The sequence below is a fragment of the Streptomyces sp. NPDC054796 genome (genome assembly GCF_053611545.1).
In genome coordinates, this window is the sequence record NZ_JBSHAO010000023.1 from 54,056 (window position 1) to 72,969 (window position 18,914).

19 protein-coding genes and 1 tRNA gene are annotated in these 18,914 nt (G+C 72.5%); 9 read left to right on the forward strand and 11 right to left on the reverse strand.

Features of this window, described 5'->3' with window-relative positions; genetic code table 11:
- Position 1 precedes the first annotated feature (1 nt).
- Complete coding sequence (locus tag ACWGJ2_RS20325; protein WP_453347529.1) at positions 2-1,312, forward strand: transporter; 1,311 nt, start codon at positions 2-4, stop codon at positions 1,310-1,312.
- Between the two features lie 25 nt (positions 1,313-1,337).
- A complete protein-coding gene (locus ACWGJ2_RS20330; RefSeq protein ID WP_453347530.1) occupies positions 1,338-2,336 on the forward strand; it encodes a twin-arginine translocation signal domain-containing protein in 999 nt (332 codons plus the stop codon).
- 582 nt (positions 2,337-2,918) lie between these two features.
- Here the strand turns inward: ACWGJ2_RS20330 and ACWGJ2_RS20335 are convergent.
- Positions 2,919-3,428, reverse strand: coding sequence for a hypothetical protein (locus ACWGJ2_RS20335; RefSeq protein ID WP_453347531.1), 510 nt, complete (start codon positions 3,426-3,428; stop codon positions 2,919-2,921).
- A 19-nt stretch (positions 3,429-3,447) separates the two neighbouring features.
- Here ACWGJ2_RS20335 and ACWGJ2_RS20340 point away from each other — a divergent pair, with 19 nt between their 5' ends.
- Positions 3,448-4,095 carry a hypothetical protein gene (locus ACWGJ2_RS20340; protein WP_453347532.1) on the forward strand — a complete coding sequence of 216 codons (648 nt, stop codon included), beginning with the start codon at positions 3,448-3,450 and terminating at the stop codon, positions 4,093-4,095.
- Between the two features lie 151 nt (positions 4,096-4,246).
- Here the strand turns inward: ACWGJ2_RS20340 and ACWGJ2_RS20345 are convergent, their stop codons facing one another.
- The 6 genes from ACWGJ2_RS20345 to ACWGJ2_RS20370 form a co-directional block, all read right to left on the reverse strand.
- Positions 4,247-4,852 (reverse strand): lytic polysaccharide monooxygenase auxiliary activity family 9 protein, encoded by a 606-nt coding sequence (locus tag ACWGJ2_RS20345; protein WP_453347533.1) that lies wholly within the window; start codon positions 4,850-4,852, stop codon positions 4,247-4,249.
- Between the two features lie 380 nt (positions 4,853-5,232).
- Positions 5,233-5,306, reverse strand: a tRNA-Pro gene (locus ACWGJ2_RS20350).
- 69 nt (positions 5,307-5,375) lie between these two features.
- Complete coding sequence (locus ACWGJ2_RS20355) at positions 5,376-6,431, reverse strand: LLM class flavin-dependent oxidoreductase (RefSeq protein WP_453347534.1); 1,056 nt, start codon at positions 6,429-6,431, stop codon at positions 5,376-5,378.
- Positions 6,431-7,015 (reverse strand): SRPBCC family protein, encoded by a 585-nt coding sequence (locus ACWGJ2_RS20360; protein ID WP_453347535.1) that lies wholly within the window; start codon positions 7,013-7,015, stop codon positions 6,431-6,433. The genes ACWGJ2_RS20355 and ACWGJ2_RS20360 overlap by 1 nt, the downstream gene beginning before the upstream one ends.
- Positions 7,016-7,148: 133 nt before the next feature.
- Positions 7,149-7,646: a winged helix-turn-helix transcriptional regulator gene (locus ACWGJ2_RS20365; RefSeq protein ID WP_453347536.1), complete on the reverse strand. Its 498-nt coding sequence runs from the start codon at positions 7,644-7,646 to the stop codon at positions 7,149-7,151.
- 96 nt (positions 7,647-7,742) lie between these two features.
- Entirely contained in the window at positions 7,743-8,261 is a 519-nt protein-coding gene (locus ACWGJ2_RS20370; RefSeq protein WP_453347537.1) for a hypothetical protein, read from the reverse strand.
- Positions 8,262-8,581: 320 nt separating this feature from the next.
- On the opposite strand from ACWGJ2_RS20370, the gene dgoD reads away from it, so the two are divergent.
- From dgoD to ACWGJ2_RS20385, 3 genes are all read left to right on the forward strand, one after another.
- Positions 8,582-9,727, forward strand: coding sequence for a galactonate dehydratase (gene dgoD, locus ACWGJ2_RS20375; protein WP_453347538.1), 1,146 nt, complete (start codon positions 8,582-8,584; stop codon positions 9,725-9,727).
- A 73-nt stretch (positions 9,728-9,800) separates the two neighbouring features.
- Positions 9,801-10,442 (forward strand): bifunctional 4-hydroxy-2-oxoglutarate aldolase/2-dehydro-3-deoxy-phosphogluconate aldolase, encoded by a 642-nt coding sequence (locus ACWGJ2_RS20380; RefSeq protein WP_453347539.1) that lies wholly within the window; start codon positions 9,801-9,803, stop codon positions 10,440-10,442.
- Positions 10,443-10,480: 38 nt separating this feature from the next.
- Positions 10,481-11,218, forward strand: a complete 738-nt coding sequence (locus tag ACWGJ2_RS20385; protein ID WP_453347540.1) for a FadR/GntR family transcriptional regulator — start codon at positions 10,481-10,483, stop codon at positions 11,216-11,218.
- 57 nt (positions 11,219-11,275) lie between these two features.
- Here the strand turns inward: ACWGJ2_RS20385 and ACWGJ2_RS20390 are convergent, their stop codons facing one another.
- Positions 11,276-11,410, reverse strand: a complete 135-nt coding sequence (locus tag ACWGJ2_RS20390) for a hypothetical protein (RefSeq protein ID WP_453347541.1) — start codon at positions 11,408-11,410, stop codon at positions 11,276-11,278.
- Between the two features lie 200 nt (positions 11,411-11,610).
- On the opposite strand from ACWGJ2_RS20390, the gene hemC reads away from it, so the two are divergent.
- Positions 11,611-12,537: a hydroxymethylbilane synthase gene (hemC, locus tag ACWGJ2_RS20395; RefSeq protein ID WP_453347542.1), complete on the forward strand. Its 927-nt coding sequence runs from the start codon at positions 11,611-11,613 to the stop codon at positions 12,535-12,537.
- Between the two features lie 24 nt (positions 12,538-12,561).
- Here the strand turns inward: hemC and ACWGJ2_RS20400 are convergent, their stop codons facing one another.
- On the reverse strand, positions 12,562-13,575 hold the full coding sequence (locus tag ACWGJ2_RS20400; RefSeq protein WP_453347543.1) for a LysR family transcriptional regulator: 1,014 nt from the start codon (positions 13,573-13,575) through the stop codon (positions 12,562-12,564).
- Positions 13,576-13,644: 69 nt separating this feature from the next.
- Here ACWGJ2_RS20400 and ACWGJ2_RS20405 point away from each other — a divergent pair, with 69 nt between their 5' ends.
- On the forward strand, positions 13,645-14,244 hold the full coding sequence (locus ACWGJ2_RS20405; protein WP_453347544.1) for a short chain dehydrogenase: 600 nt from the start codon (positions 13,645-13,647) through the stop codon (positions 14,242-14,244).
- Between the two features lie 22 nt (positions 14,245-14,266).
- On the opposite strand, the gene ACWGJ2_RS20410 is transcribed toward ACWGJ2_RS20405, so the two are convergent.
- Entirely contained in the window at positions 14,267-15,592 is a 1,326-nt protein-coding gene (locus tag ACWGJ2_RS20410) for an FUSC family protein (RefSeq protein ID WP_453347545.1), read from the reverse strand.
- 213 nt (positions 15,593-15,805) lie between these two features.
- Positions 15,806-16,747, reverse strand: coding sequence for a Rieske 2Fe-2S domain-containing protein (locus ACWGJ2_RS20415; protein ID WP_453347546.1), 942 nt, complete (start codon positions 16,745-16,747; stop codon positions 15,806-15,808).
- A gap of 194 nt (positions 16,748-16,941) precedes the next feature.
- On the opposite strand from ACWGJ2_RS20415, the gene ACWGJ2_RS20420 reads away from it, so the two are divergent.
- On the forward strand, positions 16,942-18,828 hold the full coding sequence (locus ACWGJ2_RS20420; protein ID WP_453347547.1) for a PIG-L family deacetylase: 1,887 nt from the start codon (positions 16,942-16,944) through the stop codon (positions 18,826-18,828).
- The last annotated feature ends 86 nt before the right edge of the window (positions 18,829-18,914 follow it).

Genomic DNA, 18,914 nt, shown 5'->3' on the forward strand with positions numbered 1-18,914 from the left:
CATGGGAATCGTGATCACCCTGCTCATGCTGGCGGGCGTCGGGCTGATGCTCGCCCGCAAGCTGCCCACCGCCTTCGCGCTCGTGCTGCTGGGCGCGGCCATCGCCCTGGTCGCCGGGGCGCCGCTGACGGGCGAGAACAGTCTGCTCGACACCGTCCTCCAGGAGGGCTCGGTGGCGTTGGCCTCGACCATGCTCGCCGTGCTGATCGGCTCGTGGCTCGGAAAGCTGATGGAGGAGACCGGCATCGCGGGCACCCTGGTCCGCAAGATCGTGGAGTTCGGCGGCGACCGGCCGACCGTCGTCGCGCTGGGCGTGCTCGCCGTCTCCGGGCTGATCGGTACGGTCACGGGCTCGGCGCCCGCCGCGATGATGGCGGGCATCATCGGCATCCCCGCGATGATCGCCGTCGGGGTGCCGAAGACGACCGCGGCGGGCACCATTCTGATGGGCATCGCGGCGGGGATGCCGTTCGAGCTGCCGGTGTGGCAGTTCTTCTCGACGGCGCTGGAGCTGCCCGTCGACACGGTGAAGGCGTTCATGCTGCGGCTCTTCCCGTTCGCCGCCGTCTTCGCCGTCCTCTTCGTCCTCGTCGAGTCCCGCCGCAAGGGTGTCGCGCACACCTGGTCGCTGGCCTCGCTGGACGAGCGGCCCGGCGAGCGCCCCGGCGGGGGCGGCCGAGGCCGGGGCCGGGCCCGGCAGTTGGGCGACGCGCCCTGGTACGCGCTGCTCGCACCCGCCGTGCCGCTCGTCCTCGCGCTCGGTTTCGAGCTGGCGATCATCCCCTCGATGCTGGCCGGGGTCGTGTACGCGCTCATGACCACGACCCGGCCGAGAGAGATGAACAAGCGGCTGCTGCGCACCCTGTACGCCGGTTTCGAGGTCGCAGCGCCGCCCCTCACCCTCTTCGTCGCGATCGGCATCCTGCTGGCCGCCGTCAAGTTGCCCGGCGCGATCGACGCGCTCGCCCCTCTCGTCAAGGCTGTCAGCCCGGGGCACCCGGCCGCGTTCGTCGTCGTCTTCACACTGCTGGCGCCGCTGTGCCTGTACCGCGGACCGCTGAACGTCTACGGCCTGGGCGCGGGCATCGCGGGCGTCCTCATCTCCGCCGGCGTCTACCCGGCCGCCGCCGTGCTGGGGCTGACCGCCTCGTACAACCAGGTCTTCGGCGTCGCCGATCCGACCAGCACGCAGACCGTGTGGGCGGCGCAGTACTCCGGCGTCAGCCCGCAGCAGGTGATGTTGCGGACGCTGCCGTACGTGTGGTGCGTCGCCCTCGGCGGACTGATCGTCACCGCCACCACCCGGCTCTGACCCGACCCCCTGAAGGGACAGGTTCATGACTCTCGACCGCCGCGACTTCCTGCGCACCGCCACCGGTACGGCCGTCGCCGGTAGCGCCGTCCTCGCCACCGGCGTTCCCGGCACCGCGTCCGCGTCCGCGCCCGGCGGCTTCCCCGACTACCGCTACGTCCGCACGCTGCTGGACCCCGACAAGCTCGCATACAACCCCACCGGCGAGATCATCTTCCCCTGCGTGCGCGGCGTCTACGACAAGCTGCCCTCGCCGCTGGGCCGCTACTACCTCTACTACGCCCCGCACGACGCCCCCGGCGGCATCTGCCTGGCCTACGCAGACTCGCTGGAGGGCCCCTTCACCGAGTACCCGCGCAACCCGGTCGTCAGCAACGACTGGGCGCCGCACTACAAGGTCAGCCACGTCTCGTCCCCGCACGTGATGTGGCACGCGGAACGCCGTGAGCTGTGGCTCTACTTCCACGGCGAGAACACCACGACCCGCCTCGCCCGCTCCAAAGACGGCGTCCACTTCACGTACGACCGCGCCGTCCTGACCACCGCGATGCTGCCCAAGGGCACCACCGAGACGTCCTACGCCCGGGTCTTCCAGCACGACCTGCCCGCCCGCGGCGCCCGGTACGTCATGCTCTTCATGCGCAACGACACGACCAACCACCGCGACATCGGCTGGGGCTGGTCGCCGGACGGCCGCTCCTGGGAGTTCGACCCGGCGCCGCTCATCGACCACGCGGAGGTCGGCACTTCCGACGTCTCCAGCGCGCATCTGCTGACGCGCGGCGGGCGGACGTACGTCGTCTACCACACCGACAAGGGCAGCGGCGGGAACATCCTCCTCACCGAGGTCGGCACGGACTTCTCCCGTCGCGACCATCTCGGCGTCTTCTACGACTCGGGCAGCGCGGCGCCGGAGAACGGCCGCGCCGCCGCGCCGTCCTTCGGCACCGACGGGGGAGTGCCGTACATGATCTACGAGGCGGGCGAGCGGCTGGGCGGTGTGATCGCACTGGCCCGGGGCTGAGGCTCGCGCGACGGGCCCCGTCGGGTCGCCTCCTGCGGCTCCGGCCTGAGCGTCTCCACCCTTTTACGGGCCTGCGCACCCAGCTCGCCCGGCATCAGGCGCTGCCCGGCGGTGTGCCGGGTGTGCGCCACCCGGGCGGCTCCATCGGGTGGTCCGCGTACGACTTGATCGACTGCGTACGGTGCCTTCGGGCTGGTGACGCGAGTGGAGGTACGGCAGGGGCGCGTCCGAGGTGGAGTGATCTGGTTTCCTCCCTTGGGAGCGTTTGCGCCTGGTTCCTGTTCGTCCTCGTGCCGGCGTGGCGGTGGACCTGCCGTGAGGACCGAAGACTCTGCGGCCTGTCCGTCCTCGGCGGACGGCATGTGCCCCGCCGGCAGTGAATTCTTCTGCGCAGGCGGTGCCTCGCCGGCCGCGATGACGCCGACGGACACCACCGAGGGGACCTGACCACGTGCGGCCGAGGGGCCCGCGTCCGCTCCACCGGCCGATCACCACGCTCACCAGGAGCTGATGACAGTGCCACCGCCGGTTCCTCCGTCACCGGGCGGTGTACTTCGAGAGCTGGGCCGTCGACGCGGTCGCTCAAGCGCTGGGCCGGGGCGCCCCGGTATGACGCCCTGGCTCCTGCCGCGCCGTGACCCCGACGTGGTCGTGGAAGAGGGGGCCTGCTCCGGCGGGCGTCCGGCTCCCCACTGCCGCTGTCGCCCGCTCAGGCCGCGCTGTCGCAGGCGTGCGACGGCAAGCGAGCGTCCGGCTGTCGAGGTGGCTCGTGAACTCGCCGGGCCCGGCCTTCCCTGCGGCTCCGAGGCCGAGACCATGACGGCGCTGAACCGGCTGCTCGGCGAAGGGCTCATCACGCTCGGTCTCGAAGGACCCCTTGAGCTGCACCCCGAGATCACCTTGCGTGACAAACTGCGCCGAATCGGCGATCGGTCTCTGCGGAACAAGGCGCTGGCGGATCTGGACCGGCTCCTCGGCGCGCGGGCGTACGTCGCGGCGGCAGCCGGTGACGCCGAGCGGCTGGCCGCCGCGCTCGACCGGCTCAACTTCGAATTCGAGCAGGTCACGGGCATGGAGGCCGGACGGCTCCACGGACGGTCCGCTCGGTCTGGTGCTGGACAGCGCCAGCTGGCTGGCCAACCGCATCGCGGCGGAGTACGGCGCTACTCTTCGCGGCCCACCGGGACTGGACGGCCGCCCACCCCGGGGCGGCGATGCCGCTCGTGGAGTTTTGGAGCACGCCGGGCCGAAGCTGGGGTGTCACGGCACGGACTCCGACGAGAGTCGCGCCGCCATCGTCGACTTCCAGCAGCGGTGGAGACATGTGCTCGGGGCGGCGGCGCGCCCCGAGACCGGTATGCCCGCACAGCTCTCCTCCGGCATGCTCGCCGACCGGGTGCGGGCCGCGTTCCCGGCCGCCCGCCCTGCCCACTCGGCCGCCGTTCACCATGCTCCGGACGTGATGATCGCCGCAGCCCCGGAAGCAGCCGTCCGCCGGGGCGAGTACGAGGCGGTTCCGGGCGAAGTACACGCAGCCTTCAACACCCTGGAGCACCGCTCCACGGTCGAGCACCATCCCGCCCCCGAAGCACTGCGCGGCTACGACGCGGCGGACCACGGCGGCCGACGGATCCACCTGGTGCCGCCGAGGAAGAACCTGCTGGCCACGACCAGCAGCAGGCTGAGCCCGCCGACGACCGCCTCGTCGTGGCACGGGAGGCGTGGACACTGCCCGCCGCGGAACTCACCTCGCCGTTGACCCGCTGTCCACCGAGCGATTTGCCAGGAGCGCAAGAAGCCCCGTCGGGGCAGGGTGACCCGATGGGTCCCCTGTCCCGACGGAGTTCGGCGGGCCGGGCGGCAGTTACCGGCGCCCGGCAGGGGCCGGTGCCGTGTGCGGCGCTCTCTGCTCAGCCGAAGTTCACGTCGCTGCACCACATGTAGGCCTGGTCGATGTGCGAGGCCTGCCAGATGACGAACAGGACGTGGTGTCCGGTGTAGCCGGAGGTGTTGACGTTGAAGCTGATGTCCTGCGCCGGGGCGTAGCGGCCGGTCTGCGTGATGAAGTCGAGATTGCTCCAGCCCAGGTTCTGGGTCTTGGGGTCGAAGCCCTGCTTGCTCACGTAGACCTTGAAGTAGTCGGCGCCGTGGGACGCCTGGTCGTACAGACTGACCGTGAAGTTGTTGCTGACGTTGGTCGTCTTCCACTGCCCGGGCTTGTTCAGGCTGTCGTTCCTCGAGAGGTTGTTGCTGCAGAGCGTCCCATCGGGGGTCCGCGCCTGGAACTGGCCTCCGAGGCCGTCGCGGAGCGCGCTCATCCAGTTCCACATGGTGTCGGGGTTGGCCTGGAATGCCTGCCAACACATGGGGTCTTCGGTCTGCATGGCCGGGTTCGTGTGGTCGTTGCCCCACGTCTTCCAGCACTGGTACGCGCGGGTGGCGGGGTTGACGATGGTGCCGTGAGCCTGTGCGGGGGCCGACCAGGTCAGTGCGCCGACAACCACGGCGAACAGCATGACGAGCGCCTGGAGAGGCCGACGGAGGGACAACCGCGAACGCCGGGTTAATGATCTCTGTCTGCGCATGTGGGGGAGCTCCTTCCAGTTGCAAGGCCATCATGGGAGCGCTCCCAAAATTAGGGCGTCCGAGTGAAATGTCAATGGAAGAAACGGAGTTGGTTACACGGACGGGCGGCTGGCTCCGCCGGGGGCGGTCATGGCGAGGTCCACGGCGCCGATGGCATACGGGCCTCCTCGGTGATGCCGAGGCAGGCCGACGACAAGGCGAGGTCTCCAGCGGTGGAGGAGCGCCGAGCTGTGCGGACGGCTCCAGGTCACGACGAATGAGGGCGGGCCCTCCGTGTCGGAAGACCCGCCCTCACTTGCTTCTTTGCCTGTCGGGACGGCGGGATTTGAACCCACGACCCCTTGACCCCCAGTCAAGTGCGCTACCAAACTGCGCCACGTCCCGTGCTGCGCCCGTAGGCACGAGAAGGAGTGTATCAGCAGGTCAGGGGGCCTGTCGCCAACGTGGGGCGCCCTAGCCGGGCAGGTCGAGGTCGCGGATCAGGTCCAGGGCCAGGCCCAGGGTGGTGAGGCGGGCGTCCAGGGTGTCGCCCGCGGGGTAGAGGCGGACCGTGTCCACGCCCGCGTCACGCCACACGCGCAGCCGCGCGCGGACCATGTCCTCGGTACCGATGAGCGTGGTTCCCAGCACCATCTCGTCGGTGACGAGCGCGGCGGCACCCTCGCGGTCGCCCGCCTGCCAGCGCTCCCTGACCTCGGCCGCGGCCTGGGTCCAGCCCTGACGGCTGTACGCGTCGTGGTAGAAGTTGGTGGAGGCCGACCCCATCCCGCCCAGGCTGAAGGCGAGTTCCTTCTTGCGCCCCGCGACCATCGCGCGCAGCGCCTCCTCGTCCTCGGCGAAGGCGACTTCGGCGCCCTGGCAGATGTCGAGGTCGGCGCGGCTGCGCCCGGCCCTGGCGCACCCGGCGTCCAGGTGGTCGAAGTAGGCCGCCTTGGAGCCCTCGGGGACGAAGCTGGTGCCCAGCCAGCCGTCGGCGACCTCCCCCGTCAGCTCCAGCATCTTCGGGGAGAGCGCGGCCAGATAGAGGGGGATGTCGTGCTCGGCCCTGGCCGACAGCCGCATGGGCCGGGCCTCACCGCCGGGCAGCGGGACGTGGAACTCCCGGCCCTCCCAGGCGATCTTCTCGCCCGCGAGCGCCTGCCGCACGATCCGCACGGTCTCCCGCGTCCGGCTCAGCGGTCTGGCGAACGGCACACCGTGCAGCCCCTCGATCACCTGCGGCCCCGAGGGGCCGAGACCGAGCAGGAAGCGGCCCTCGGAGAGCTGCGACAGCGTGATCGCGGTCTGCGCGACGGCCGCCGGGGTGCGGGTGCCGAGCTGCATGACGCCCGAGCCGAGCAGCAGACGTTCCGTCCGCGCGGCCAGGTAACCCAGGGGCGACGGCGCGTCCGAGCCCCACGCCTCGGCCACCCAGCAGATGTCCAGGCCCAGCTTCTCGGCCTCCGTGACGAAGGCGACCGTCTCCCGCCAACTGCCGCCCGACGCCTCGACGGTGGTCGCGGTACGCATCAGGCGTCCTCCGCCCGTACGTCCTCCGCCCGTACGTCCTCCGCCCGTACGTCTCCGGGTTCCGTGCCCCCGGCTCGTACACCTTCCGCCCGCTGTTTGACGGCGGCCAAGGTGGCGGTCATGTTCGCCTCCAGTTCCTTGAGGCGTACGTAGACGATCTTCTGCTCCTTCTCCGGCATCCGCTCGATGGCGTAGGAGAGGCCGGACTTCCCCGGGCCCATCCGTACCCACTGGGTGAGCAGGGTGCCGCCGTCGCGGGGTTCGAGGGCGAAGCGCCAGGTGGCCGACGGGGACGCCGGGTCCTGGACGGACCAGGCGAAGACCTCGGGCGCGCGGCACTCCACGATCTGGGAGGTGGTCTCCCAGGTGCCGAACGCCTCGTGCTCGTTCCGCCCCAGGAAGCGCGCTCCCGGCGCGGGGCCCTTCGCGCCGTCCAGCCACTCGACCGACCGCAGCTCGGTGCTGGTGCGCGGCATCAGGGCGATGTCGGACACCAGCTCCCACACCGCCTCCGGCGGTGCGCCGATCCAGGTGCGGGCCTGTGCGGTCGGCCCGTCCGCGTAGCGCGCGCCGGTCCACTCCATCGTCGGACGCCTCCTCATGCCTACGGAACTGTGGAAGACCCTCAGAAACGGGGCTGAGCATGAGAGTTTCGTAGTTGGACTCACCCGTCAAGAGTTCTCCCGCGCGACGGCCGGGCGACCGGGCGGGGGTGGCTCAGCGGGTGAACCGCTCCTGGATGTCGGGGCGTTGTGCGAGCTTCGACGGGAAGCCGGGGCCCAGCCGGGGGCGGGTGTTCTCCGCCGTCATGGCCTCCCCGCACGCCGCGCAGGTCACCTCGGCGTGGCTCTCCTGGCCGCACCGGTCGTGGTGGAGGACGACGGGCGGCCCCTCCCCGTCGCCCAGCCAGCGGTCGCCCCACCGTGACATCGCCGCGAGGACGCCGAAGAAGTCCCGGCCCATCTCGGTGAGGACGTAGTCGTAGCGCGCCGGTTCCTCCTGGTAGAGCTGCTTCTCCAGCAGCCCCTCGTCCACCAGCCGCCGCAGCCGCCCCGCCAGGGTGGTGCGCGCGATGCCCAGGGACTGCTGGAACTCGTCGAACCTGCGCACTCCGTAGAACGCCTCGCGCAGCACCAGCGGCGTCCACCAGTCGCCCAGCAGGTCCATCGTGCGCGCGATCGAGCAGGGCCACTGCGCGAAGGAGGTGCGTTTCATGGCCGTAAGGATAGGAGCGCCGGGGCGTGCGGAGAGGAGTGCCGGGCGGGGCTGTGCTGTTCAGGCCGCCGGGGTCCGCGGGGCCCGGCTCCTCCGTCAGAATCCCCACGGCCTCTTGCGGGGCATCACCTGCGCGTCGTGGAGCGGCGCCGTGAGGGCGTGCAGCGGGGCCTGCCAGTGGGGGCGCAGCGCGGTCAGGGCGAGGAAGCGGGCCTGGGCGTCCAGGTCGCGGGCCGCCGTGGTGGCCGCCTGGAGGCCGCCGGAGTGGAGGACCTCGACGAGATGGTGGAGCGTTCCGCCGCAGATGGCCGTGACGGCGGGGGTGTCGGTGAGGTGGGCCAGGCTGCCGCCGGTCCTGCGCGCGGCCACGTCGAGTGCTGCCAGTACGCGGACGAGGTGGATCGGGCCGTCGCGGTCGTCCTCGGCCAGCTCCCGCGCCGTCTGCGCGGCGGCCTCCTCGGTTCCCGTGCCCGACCAGGCCGCCAGCAGCCGGGTCAGCGGCGCGGGGTCGATCATGCGCGGGGGAGTGGATTCGTAGTCCGCCGAGCTGACCCGCCGCAGCGAGGGGCCGCGGTCCTTCGCACCGGGACGGACTCTGTTGTCTTTGCTTGCCATCGTGCCTTTCGCCGCCTGCTTGGTGAGCCATGCGCAGGGCGCGGACCCGGCGGGTCGGCCTCGCCCGTGGGCCTTCTCCGCGATCCTCCCCGGGAGGTGGCCGCCGCCGCATTTCCCGTTCCCGGCAACGTTCCGCACCGCGGAAGTGCCTGCCTCGCACCGCGGGCCGGGGGAAACACCGCTGATCAGGGCGGGTCCGGAGGGGGCGGCCTCGTCGGGCTGACACCTCGGCGGCCCTTGGCCTCGACGATTAATTCATATTTAATAGCGGGACTGGACTCTCTCGCAGGCCTCTCGCCCGCCCTCCGTCAGGAGCCCCCATGAAGATCACCCGTGTCGAGACCTTCGCCGTGCCGCCGCGCTGGCTGCTCTGCCGGATCGAGACCGACGAGGGGCATGTCGGCTGGGGCGAGCCGGTGGTCGAGGGGCGTGCCGCGACGGTGCGCACCGCCGTGGAGGAGCTGGCCGGGCAGTTCCTGACCGGCGCGGACCCGCTGCGTGTCGAGGACCTGTGGCAGCAGATGACCAAGGGCTCCTTCTACCGCGGCGGCCCCGTCCTCTCCTCCGCCGTCGCCGGGCTCGACCAGGCGCTGTGGGACATCGCGGGCAAGCACTACGGCGCCCCCGTGCACCAGCTCCTGGGCGGCCCGGTGCGCGAGAAGGTCCGCGCCTACAGCTGGGTCGGCGGCGACGAGCCCTCCGAGCTGCGCGAGCACGTGCAGCGGCAGGTGGAGGCGGGCTTCACCGCTGTGAAGATGAACGCGAGCGGCCGGATGAACCGGCTGGCCACCGTACGGGACATCGAGGGCATCGTTGCCCGCGCCGAGACCGCCCGCGAGGTGCTCGGCCCCGACGGAGACTTCGCCGTCGACTTCCACGGGCGCTTCACCGCCGCGAACGCGCGCAAGGTGCTGCCCCACCTCGCCCCGTACAACCCGCTGTTCGCCGAGGAGCCGCTGCTGCCGGAGTACCCGCACCTGCTCGCCGGCCTCGTCGCCGCCTCCCCGGTGCCGATCGCCACGGGCGAGCGGCTCTACTCCCGCAGCGACGTCCTGCCCGCGCTCCAGGCCGGGGTCGCCGTCCTCCAGCCGGACCTCTCCCACGCCGGGGGCATCTCCGAGGTCCGCCGCATCGCCGCGCTCGCGGAGACCTTCGACGTGCCCGTGGCACCGCACTGCCCCCTCGGCCCCGTCTCCCTTGCGGCCAGCCTCCAGATCGGCTTCTGCACCCCGAACTTCCTCATCCAGGAGCAGAGCATCGGCATCCACTACAACACCGGCGCCGAGGTGCTCGACTACGTCGCGGACAAGGAGCCCTTCCGCTTCCACGACGGGTACCTCGCCCGGCCCACCGCGCCGGGCCTCGGCGTCGAGGTGGACGAGCGCGCCGTGCGAGCGGCGGACGGTTACGACACGTGGCGCAATCCCGTCTGGCGGCACCACGACGGCTCGTTCGCCGAGTGGTGACCACCACCGCCGCCTCGCCCGCACCCCCGCACCCCCGCATTCCGCAACCCCGCACCACCTGGAGATCCCCGCCATGGACAGCCCCGCCCTCCTCGCCCGGCTCCGCCGCGAACGTCTCGTCGCCATCGTGCGCGGCAGCGACGCGGAGGCGGCGCTGCGTACCGTCCTCGCGCTGGCGGAGGAGGGCGTGTCCCTCATCGAGGTGTCGCTGAACACCGACGAGGCACTCGGCGTCATCGCCCGCGCCGCACGCGAACTGGCCCCCGGTGCCGCGCTGGGCGCGGGCACGGTGCTCACCGCCGACGACGTGCACGCCGCCGCCGAGGCGGGGGCGCGCTGGATGGTCACCCCAGCCGTCGCCGAGTCGGTCGGGGTCGCGGCCGACGCCGGACTCCCGGTCCTGGCGGGCGCGTTCACCCCCACCGAGGCCGTCGCCGCCGTACGGGCCGGAGCCGACGCAGTGAAGCTCTTCCCCGCCTCGGCCGGCGGCCCCTCCTACCTCAAGGCGCTCCGCGACCCGCTGCCGGAGGTGCCGTTCGTACCCGTCGGAGGCGTGGACGCCACTGTGGCCCGCGACTACCTCGCCGTGGGCGCGACCGCCGTCGGCGTCGGCTCGCCCCTCGTCGGTGACGCCGCGCACGGCGGCGATCTCGGCGCGCTGCGGGCACGCGCACGGGAGTTCATCGCCGTGTGCGCCGAGGACACCCAGCCGTGACGAGTGCGGAGAGTGCGGAGAGAGGGGGAGCGGCGCGGATGACGTCGTACGCGGGCCGGGGCGTGCACGGTCAGGTGGTCGAACACCTCGGCTACCGCCTGGTCTCCGGCGAGGTGGCCGAGGGAGACACGCTCGATCCACGGGCGCTGGCGCGGGAGTGGGACCTCAGCCTCACGGTGATCCGTGAGTCCCTCAAGGTGCTGGCGGGCAAGGGGCTGGTCGCGGCGCGGCAGAAGCGCGGGACGTTCGTACGGGCGCGCGGTGAGTGGAACATGCTCGACGCGGACGTCATCCGCTGGCGCGTGGCCGCGGGCAAGGGCGAAAGCCTGCTGCGCGACCTCGGCGAGCTGCGGATGATCGTCGAACCCGCCGCGGTGCGGCACGCCGCCGAACGCCGCACCGACGAGGACCTGTCGGCGCTGGAGCGGGCGCTGACGGCCATGGGCGAGGCCGGTGACGACGCCGCCGAGGCGGCGGCAGCGGACGTCGCGTTCCACCGTGCGCTGCTCACCGCCTCGGGGAACGAGATGCTGGCCCGGCTCGACCAGCTCATGGAGCCGGTGCTGCGCGCGCGGGACAGCATCGTGCACGCGCCGCACGGCGTGGCCGACGACCCGGTCCCCAGCCACCGCGCCGTCTTCGAAGCCGTCCGGGCCCGCGACGCGGACCGCGCCTGCGCCGCCATGGCCGACCTCCTCACCAAGGCCGAAGCGGACGCGGATCTCGCGGTACGGGACCTCACGGGGCGACGGGGTGTCGCGCGCCCCGAGGGGTGAGCGGGGCCGGGGCTTCCGCCGAGGCCCCGCTCGTCGCGCTACTCGTCGCTCGTCGCGCTACTCGTCGCCGCTGAACAGCACGAGCAGGAACCACCAGACGGCCCTGCTCACGAGTCCCGCCGCCACCTGGCGGCCGAACCCGCCTCGCGGCGTGGCCGTCTTCTCCGGCTTCGAACGCTCTTGTTCGTTCAAGCCTCACACCTCCCTCCTTGGACTGACCTCCCCCAGCGGGTCTGACCAAGTGAGTCGGGATGCGAGAGGCAGATTACCCGACGAGAGCGGCCGAACGGGTGAACTTGGCTTCTCCGCAGGGCGGTTGAAGGGCCCCGCGCGCTCGTCGAAGGGCTCTTCGCCCTCGACGCGGCGGGCGCTGGAGGGGCTATCGTGCCTCTATGTCTGATCCGCTCCGCATCGTCTCGCGCGACTCCCCGATGGCCCTCGCCCAGGTGGAGCGCGTCCGCGCCGAGTTGGCCGTGCTGCGTCCGGGGCTGCGTACCGAGGTCGTGCCGGTCAAGACGACCGGCGACCGTTGGATGGGGGACCTCTCGCAGGTCGAGGGCAAGGGTGCCTTCACGAAGGAGGTCGACGCCGCGCTGCTCGCCGGTGCCGCCGACCTCGCCGTGCACTGTGTGAAGGACATCCCCGCCGACCGTCCGCTGCCGGCGGGAACGACATTCGCGGCCTTCCTCGAACGCGACGACGTCCGCGACGCACTCATCGACCGCGAGGGCCGCACCCTCGCCGAGCTGCCGCCCGGCACCCGCATCGGAACCTCGTCGGTGCGCCGCGTCGCACAACTGGCCGCCTCCCACCCGCACGTGGAGTGCGTGCCCATGCGGGGGAACGCGAACAGGCGCCTGGAGAAACTCGCCGCGGGGGACGCTGACGCCCTCCTGCTGGCCGTCTCGGGGCTGGAGCGCATCGGCCGTACGGACGTCATCACGGAGATCCTGTCCGTGGAGACGATGCTGCCGCCGGTAGGGGCCGGTGTCCTGGCGCTCCAGTGCCGCGAGGACGACACCGCGACGAGCGAGATCGTCAGCGGCCTCGGCCACCCCGGTACGGACCGCGAGACGCAGGCGGAGCGCATGCTGCTGCACGTGCTCCAGGGGCACTGCAACAGCCCCATCGCCGGATACGCCACCACGCGCGGCGGCGAACTCTCCCTGCGCGCCAGCGTGTTCACACCGGACGGCAAGACGGTCCTCAACGCGCACGAGTGGGCGGGACGGCTCGACCCGTCCACGCTCGGCACCTCCGTCGCCGTCGCCCTCCTGCGCCAGGGCGCCCGCGACCTGATCGACAGCATCGCGCACTGACCCCGAGGTCGGCGGCACGTCCCCTCAGTGGTTCGAGTGGCGGGACGAGCGTGCCGCGGGACGGGCGGGTGGGTGGTTTCCCCTCGTCGTCCGGGGTGGTACCACGGGGTGGTCCCGGCCGTGTGGGCCGTCGGCGTCGGCCGAGGAGGCGGGGGAGAGCGGCAGGCGGGCCGTGAAGTCGCGGAACGCGTGCGTCGCCGGGTGGACGGGTTCGCGCGGCCACACCAGGCGGACGGTCACGGGAGGCGCGTCCACGAGCGGGAGATAGCGGATACGGGGATGCGGATGGCTCTCCGCCGTGCCCTCCGAGGTGACCCCGACGGCCTCGCCGGTCGCGATGGTGGTGAGCCACTCGTCGACACCGGGCACCTCGAACGTGTGCGGTGCCCGCCCGTGGCCCGCGCCCGGCCACAGCTCGGCACCCGTCGTCGCCGCGGTGGCGCAGAGCACGACCGGCCGTCCTGTGAGGTCGTCCAGCCGCAGGGTGCGCCGTCCCGCGAGCGGGCCGCTGTCGGGGACGGCCGCCACACGGGGCTCGGTGTAGAGGTCGATGGCCGCCAGCTCCGTGCGCGCCGTCGGGCCGGGCCCGTACGGCGCGGATCCCGTGCGCAGGAACGCGACATCGACCTCGCCCCGGCGCAGCGCGCCCTCCGGGTCGTCGCAGCGCCGCACCCGCACGGGAGTGTCCGGGTGCGTCTCGCGCCACGCGCTCAGCAGTGGCACCGTGTGGCGGCCGAGCACCGACCAGGCGAACCCGACACGCAGCGGTCCAGGACCGCCGGACGCGGCCTCGGCGAGGGCGTCGTCGAGCTGGCGCAGGATGCGGTGGGCGTGCTCCCACAGCCGCTGCCCCGCCTCGGTGAGCGCGAGGTGCCGCGTGGTGCGTTCGACGAGGCGCGTGCCGAGCCTGCGCTCCATCTGGTCGAGGGTGCGGGAGAGCGCGGGCTGGCTGACGCGCAGCGCCGCCGCGGCCCCGGTGATCGTGCCCTCGTCGCCGATCGCGGCCAGCGCGCGCAGATGCCGCAGCTCCACATTCATAACCAGCAAGCATAACTGCGGCGCGGACGGCATTTCCCTCCGCGTCCGGACGGTTCTAGCGTCGCGGGCATGAAGATTCTCCTCATCGGGGCCGCCGGAAAGCTCGGCGCCGCCGTCCACAAGACACTGGCGGGACGCGGCCACGAAGTCCTCACCGTCGGCCGCACCAGCGGCGACCTGCGCTGCGACATCGCCGACCCCGCCGCCACCGCCGCGCTCTACGAACGCGTCGGCCCCGTGGACGCGGTGGCCAGCGCGGCGGGCGACGTGCCCTACAAGCCCGTAAGCGAGATGACGCCGCAGGACTACGAATCCGCGTTCCACGGCAAGGTGCTCAGCCAGATCGAGCTGGTGCGCCAGGGCCTGCCCCGGATCGCCGAACGGGGCTCCTTCACGCTGATCACCGGCGTGCTGGCCCGCGACCCCATCCCCACGGGCAGCGCCGCCTCGATGGCGAACGGCGCCGTGGAGTCCTTCGTACGGGCCGCCGCCATCGAGATCGCCCCGCTGCGCATCAACGCCGTCAGCCCCACGGTCTTCACCGAGAGCCTCGCTGACTACGGCGACTTCTTCCCCGGCGTGCCTCCTGTCGACCTCGCGCAGGTCGCGCAGGCATACGTCCGCTCCGTCGAAGGCGGCCAGACTGGCCAGATCTACGGACTGTCCTGACGTCCCGGCGCGACGGTCCCCGTCAGTCCCGGTGGTGGTGTTCCGGGTGCGGCTGGACGGCGCCCTCGGAGTGGGCGTGGGCGAACTCCTCGATGAGCCGGTCGGCGTCGGTCAGCAGCACACCGTGGCTCGCCCAGGCCGGTGTGCCCTCCGCGGCGGCGGTGAGCTCGCGGTGCCGGGCGCGCCCGTCCTCCAGCGCCTGGTCGAAGGGGTTGCGCCGGTGCCGGCCGTCCTCGTGCGCCCCGATCTGGCCGACGGCCCGGGACAGGGTGCCGAGGAGGTCCGCGTACGGGCACAGGAAGTCGTCGTCGGGGGTGGGCCCGGACTCGTCGTCGATGATCCGCAGCAGCCCGTAGCAGATGCTGCGGATCTGCTCGCTGGCGCGCGCGAGGGCCTCGACGAACGTGCGGTACCCGGCGAAACTCGTGGGGAGGGTGTTGCGGGGGAGCAGCCGACGGGGGTTGTAGACGACGGACTCGGCGCCGGACTCCACCGCGTACCGGGCACTGTCGACGGAGGCGTCGAGCCGACGGGCACGGTGCAGCCAGTCGGCCACCACATCCCGCTCCGGCAGGCCCTCGCCGAGCCCCCTGGCGATGTCGTTCAGGAGGGTGGCCACCGTGTGGGACATCTCGTGGACCCCTTGCGTGGCGGCGCGGTAGCGCAGGGGCGGCAGCAGGAGCAGGGTGACGGCGATGCCGACGCCCGCGCCCAGCAGCGCCATGAGGATGATCTGCCACAGCATCTGCTCGTGCGTGCCCGAGAGCGCGTTGTACGCGAAGACCCCCGCGACCGACACCTGGATGCCCTGGCTGCCCAGCCGGTTCCACCGTCCCACGGCCAGGGTGAGGCCGAGCATCACCGCGAACGCGGCGGCGTTCTCGCCCAGCGTCGGGCCGACGGCCCCGGCCGCCAGCACGCCGAGGACGACGGCGATCACGTAGCGCACCGACTGCAACAGGGAGCGGTACGCGGTGGACTGGACGACCAGCAGCGCGGTGAAGGGCGCGTAGGTGGGCTGCGGGGAGACGAACGCGTACTGGGCCAGTGCCCAGGAGAGCACCCCGGCGACGGCACTCTTGAACAGCAGGAACAGCGTGTCCCGCTCGGGCCCCGAGTGCTCCTTGGCCCGCTTCAGGCCCCGCCACAGGCGGCCCGGAGCGCGCAGGGCCGCCTGCCACCGCTCGGCGACGGACCGGCCCTGACGCACCATGGGCTCCTGCTGCCCTCGCTGCTGGGCCTGCTGCTGCTTCCGCCGTTCCTGCTGCCCTTGCCGCTCCTGCCGGGGTCCGGCCTTCGCGGTCCCCTTGCCCTTCCCCGCGCCCCCGGCCTCTCGCGCAGCCCGCAACGTTCCCTCAACTCCCCTCGTCCACGGTCGCGTTCCCCCGGCGGGCCGTGTCGTCGGCGCCGGGGCAGAAGGCGAGTCCCCGCAAAGCCTCACGGGGAACAGCCGTGACCCGTGGCGCGGGACACACTTTCGTCACCGGGCCATGGCATGCGCCCGCGCGGGCACGCGGTGGCGGGGTGTCGGGGTATGCGGGTGCGGAGGGAGCCTGGACCGTCAGCCCGCGCCGGGAAGGCGGACATCCACGAGTCCGCCCCTGACCTGTGTCTCGAAGGCGGGCTGGGGAGCGGTGGCCGGACCCCGTACGTTCCAGCCGTCCGACAGGCGGAAGACGCTGCCGTGCCAGGGGCACGTCACACAGCCGTCGGAGATCTCGCCTCCGGAGAGCGGACCGGAGAGGTGGCTGCACCGGTCGGCGAGCACACGTACCTCGCCGTCGGGCTCCCGCACGACCAGAAGGGGCACCTCGCCCAGCTCCTTGCGTACGGGCTCACCCACCGTCAGCTCCGTCACGGGGCACAGGGTGTGCCAGCCGGGCTCCAGCAGATGCGGCACGGGCTCGGTCTTGTTGGCGCCCGCTCCCTGCCGGTAGGCGAGGTGGCCGCCCAGGAGACCTCCGCCGCCCGCGGCGCAGAGCCCGGCGACACCCAGCGCACGGCCCAGCCCCGCGCGCCCGCGGCCCCTGGCCACCCATGAGCCCGCGTACAGGCCGACGGCCAGGGCGTTCGACGCCGCGTGCACCAGGCCGGTGCGCATCTGCTGCTCGTGCTGCTCCGACCAGTCCACCCACCCGGCCAGCGCCGCCGGAAGAGCCGCCACCACGCCCCCGCCCACCAGGAGGCGGGCGCTCTTCTCCGCTCCCGGCACCGCGTCGAGCACGGCGGCCGACAGCCAGGCCCCCATCGGAAGCTGGACCATCGCGGGATGGAGCGGATGCCCCAGCGGGCGGCCGTGTAGGACGTCGCGGAGCCGTCGTCCCAGCGGCAGTCCGCGCACCACGGGCTGTACGGGGCCGATCGCGCGGTCGAGCGACTCGGCCCGCTCCAGGGCGTCGAGCGCCCCCGGCAGCGTGACGCGTGACGGCGAGACCCGTACGGCGCCGTCCGGCGCGGAGGCGGAGGGCGCCGGGCTTCGGTGCTGCGAGAAGGTGAACCGCATGGCGGGGCGAGTAGCCGCGGGCCTGCCGCTCAAACGGTGCGGTGTGGGGGGCCCGCGGCGAACACCCCGTCCGCCCGGCCGGACGGTCATGAGCACTTCTCACCGGCCGGACGGCGGGGCACCATACGAGGCGTTCCATCGCGGATCTGAGATCCCCGCTCGTGCACGACCCCACGGGAGAGAGAGCTCAAGACATGAAGAACGCTGTACGGCGGGCCGGACCGGCCCTGCTGGCGCTGGCGGGACTCCTCGGCGGTGCGGTCGCCGCCGCCCCGCCCCCGGCCGAGGCCGCACCACGGCACCCCCTCACCGGGCAGGAGCAGGCCGGGGAAGAGGAGGCCGGGCGGGAGAAGAAGGACCCGGCACACACGGACGTGCTGTTCATCGGCGCCCACCCTGACGACGAATCCATGTCGCTGGCCACCCTCGGCCAGCTCAAGGAGCGGCACGGCCTGAGCACCGGCGTCGTCACGATCACCCGTGGCGAGGGCGGCGGGAACGCGGTGGGCCCGGAGGAAGGCCCCCAGCTCGGACTGATCCGTGAGACGGAGGAACGCGAGGCCGTCGCGCACGCGGGGGTGCGCAACGTCTTCTACCTCGACAAGCCCGACTTCTGGTACACGCTCTCGGCACCCCTGGCCGACAAGCTCTGGGCCGTCGGCGAGAACCGCCAGGACACCCTGGAGCGTCTCGTCCGGCTCATCAGGGCGACGACACCGAAGACCGTGGTCACCATGGACCCGCGCCCCTTCGACCAGCACGGCGCCCACCAGGAAGGGGCGCGGCTGGCGACGGAGGCGTTCCAGCTGGCGGGCAAGCGCACCGCCTTCCCCGAACAGATCAGCCGCGAGAAGTACCGCCCCTGGCAGTCGTCGCGGCTGCTCGCGCAGAACGGCGCCTACGAGGGTCCCGTCGGCAAGAAGTGCGCCGCGCACCGTGGCGAGGACCCGCACACGGGCCTTCCCGTCACGGGCGCGTGGACGGGCGCCATCTCCCGTGAGACGGGCACGACATGGGCGCAGGTCGAGCGCGACGCCGCCCGCGTCTTCCGCACCCAGGGCTTCGACACCATGCTCCCGCCGAAGGTCACCACGCCACGGGACGAGCTGGGCTGCGAGTGGTTCTCCGTACTGGCCGAACACGGCGAACCCGTGAAGGCCGAGGTGCGGCCCCAGGGCGAACTGAAGCCCCTCTACGCGGAGTTCCGCGACTGGGCCACCCGCGCGGGCATGCCCTGGCTCGCCAACGAGGCACAGCCCGACTACCCCGACAACCCCTCGACGACTGTGCCCCGCGCCGAGCGGAGGCCCGCCGTCGACGGCAAGGCGGGCCCGGACGAGTACCCGGGCCCCGAACTGCCGCTGCGGCACTGGCAGAACGAGGAGTGCGAGGGAACCGCAGACTGCGCGGCGACGGCCCGTACCGCGTGGCACGGTGACAGCCTCTACGTCCTCTTCGACGTCACCGACGACGAGCGCGGCACGGCGCTGGAGCAGTCCGACTGCAAACGGCACTGGCGCACCGACTCCGTCGAGATCGACCTCGACCCGCGCGGCACTTCGGACGACACCTCGACCACCTTCAAGGCCGGGATCCTCCCCTACACGAAGGAGGGCGGCCCCTGCGCGGGCCGCGACGCCGACAACCACCAGGGCCCCGCGTCGGCCACGGCACCGGGCATGGACGTCGCCTCCACCCTCAAGGAGAAGGAGGGGGAGCAGGACGGTGCGGCGTACGCGGGCTACACCGTCGAGGCGGAGATCCCGCTGAGCGACCTCCCTGCGGCCGTCGACCCACGGAACCTGACCGCCAACTTCCTCCTGTACGACTCCGATACGCAGGACAAGACCGGTCAGACCCGGCTCGCCTGGTCCCCCTACGGGAGCGCCCAGGCCGACCCGTACGTCTGGGGCGGCGCCCGGCTCGACGGGTTCACCGCGCCGCCCGAGCGCCCGCAGACGCCGCCGGTGATCCCGCTGGAGGCGGCACAGAGCAAGGACTCGCCCGCCTCGGTCGTCCAGTCCCGCCGCACCGGCGTCCCGCTGGCGGCCGGGCCCCGCGACCCGGGGGAGCGGAGGTGAACGCGGACCGGGGCTAGCGCTGGATGCCCGGACGCGTGCGGCTCGGAGGTGTTGGGGTGACAGGTCACAGTTGACGGCTGACAGCT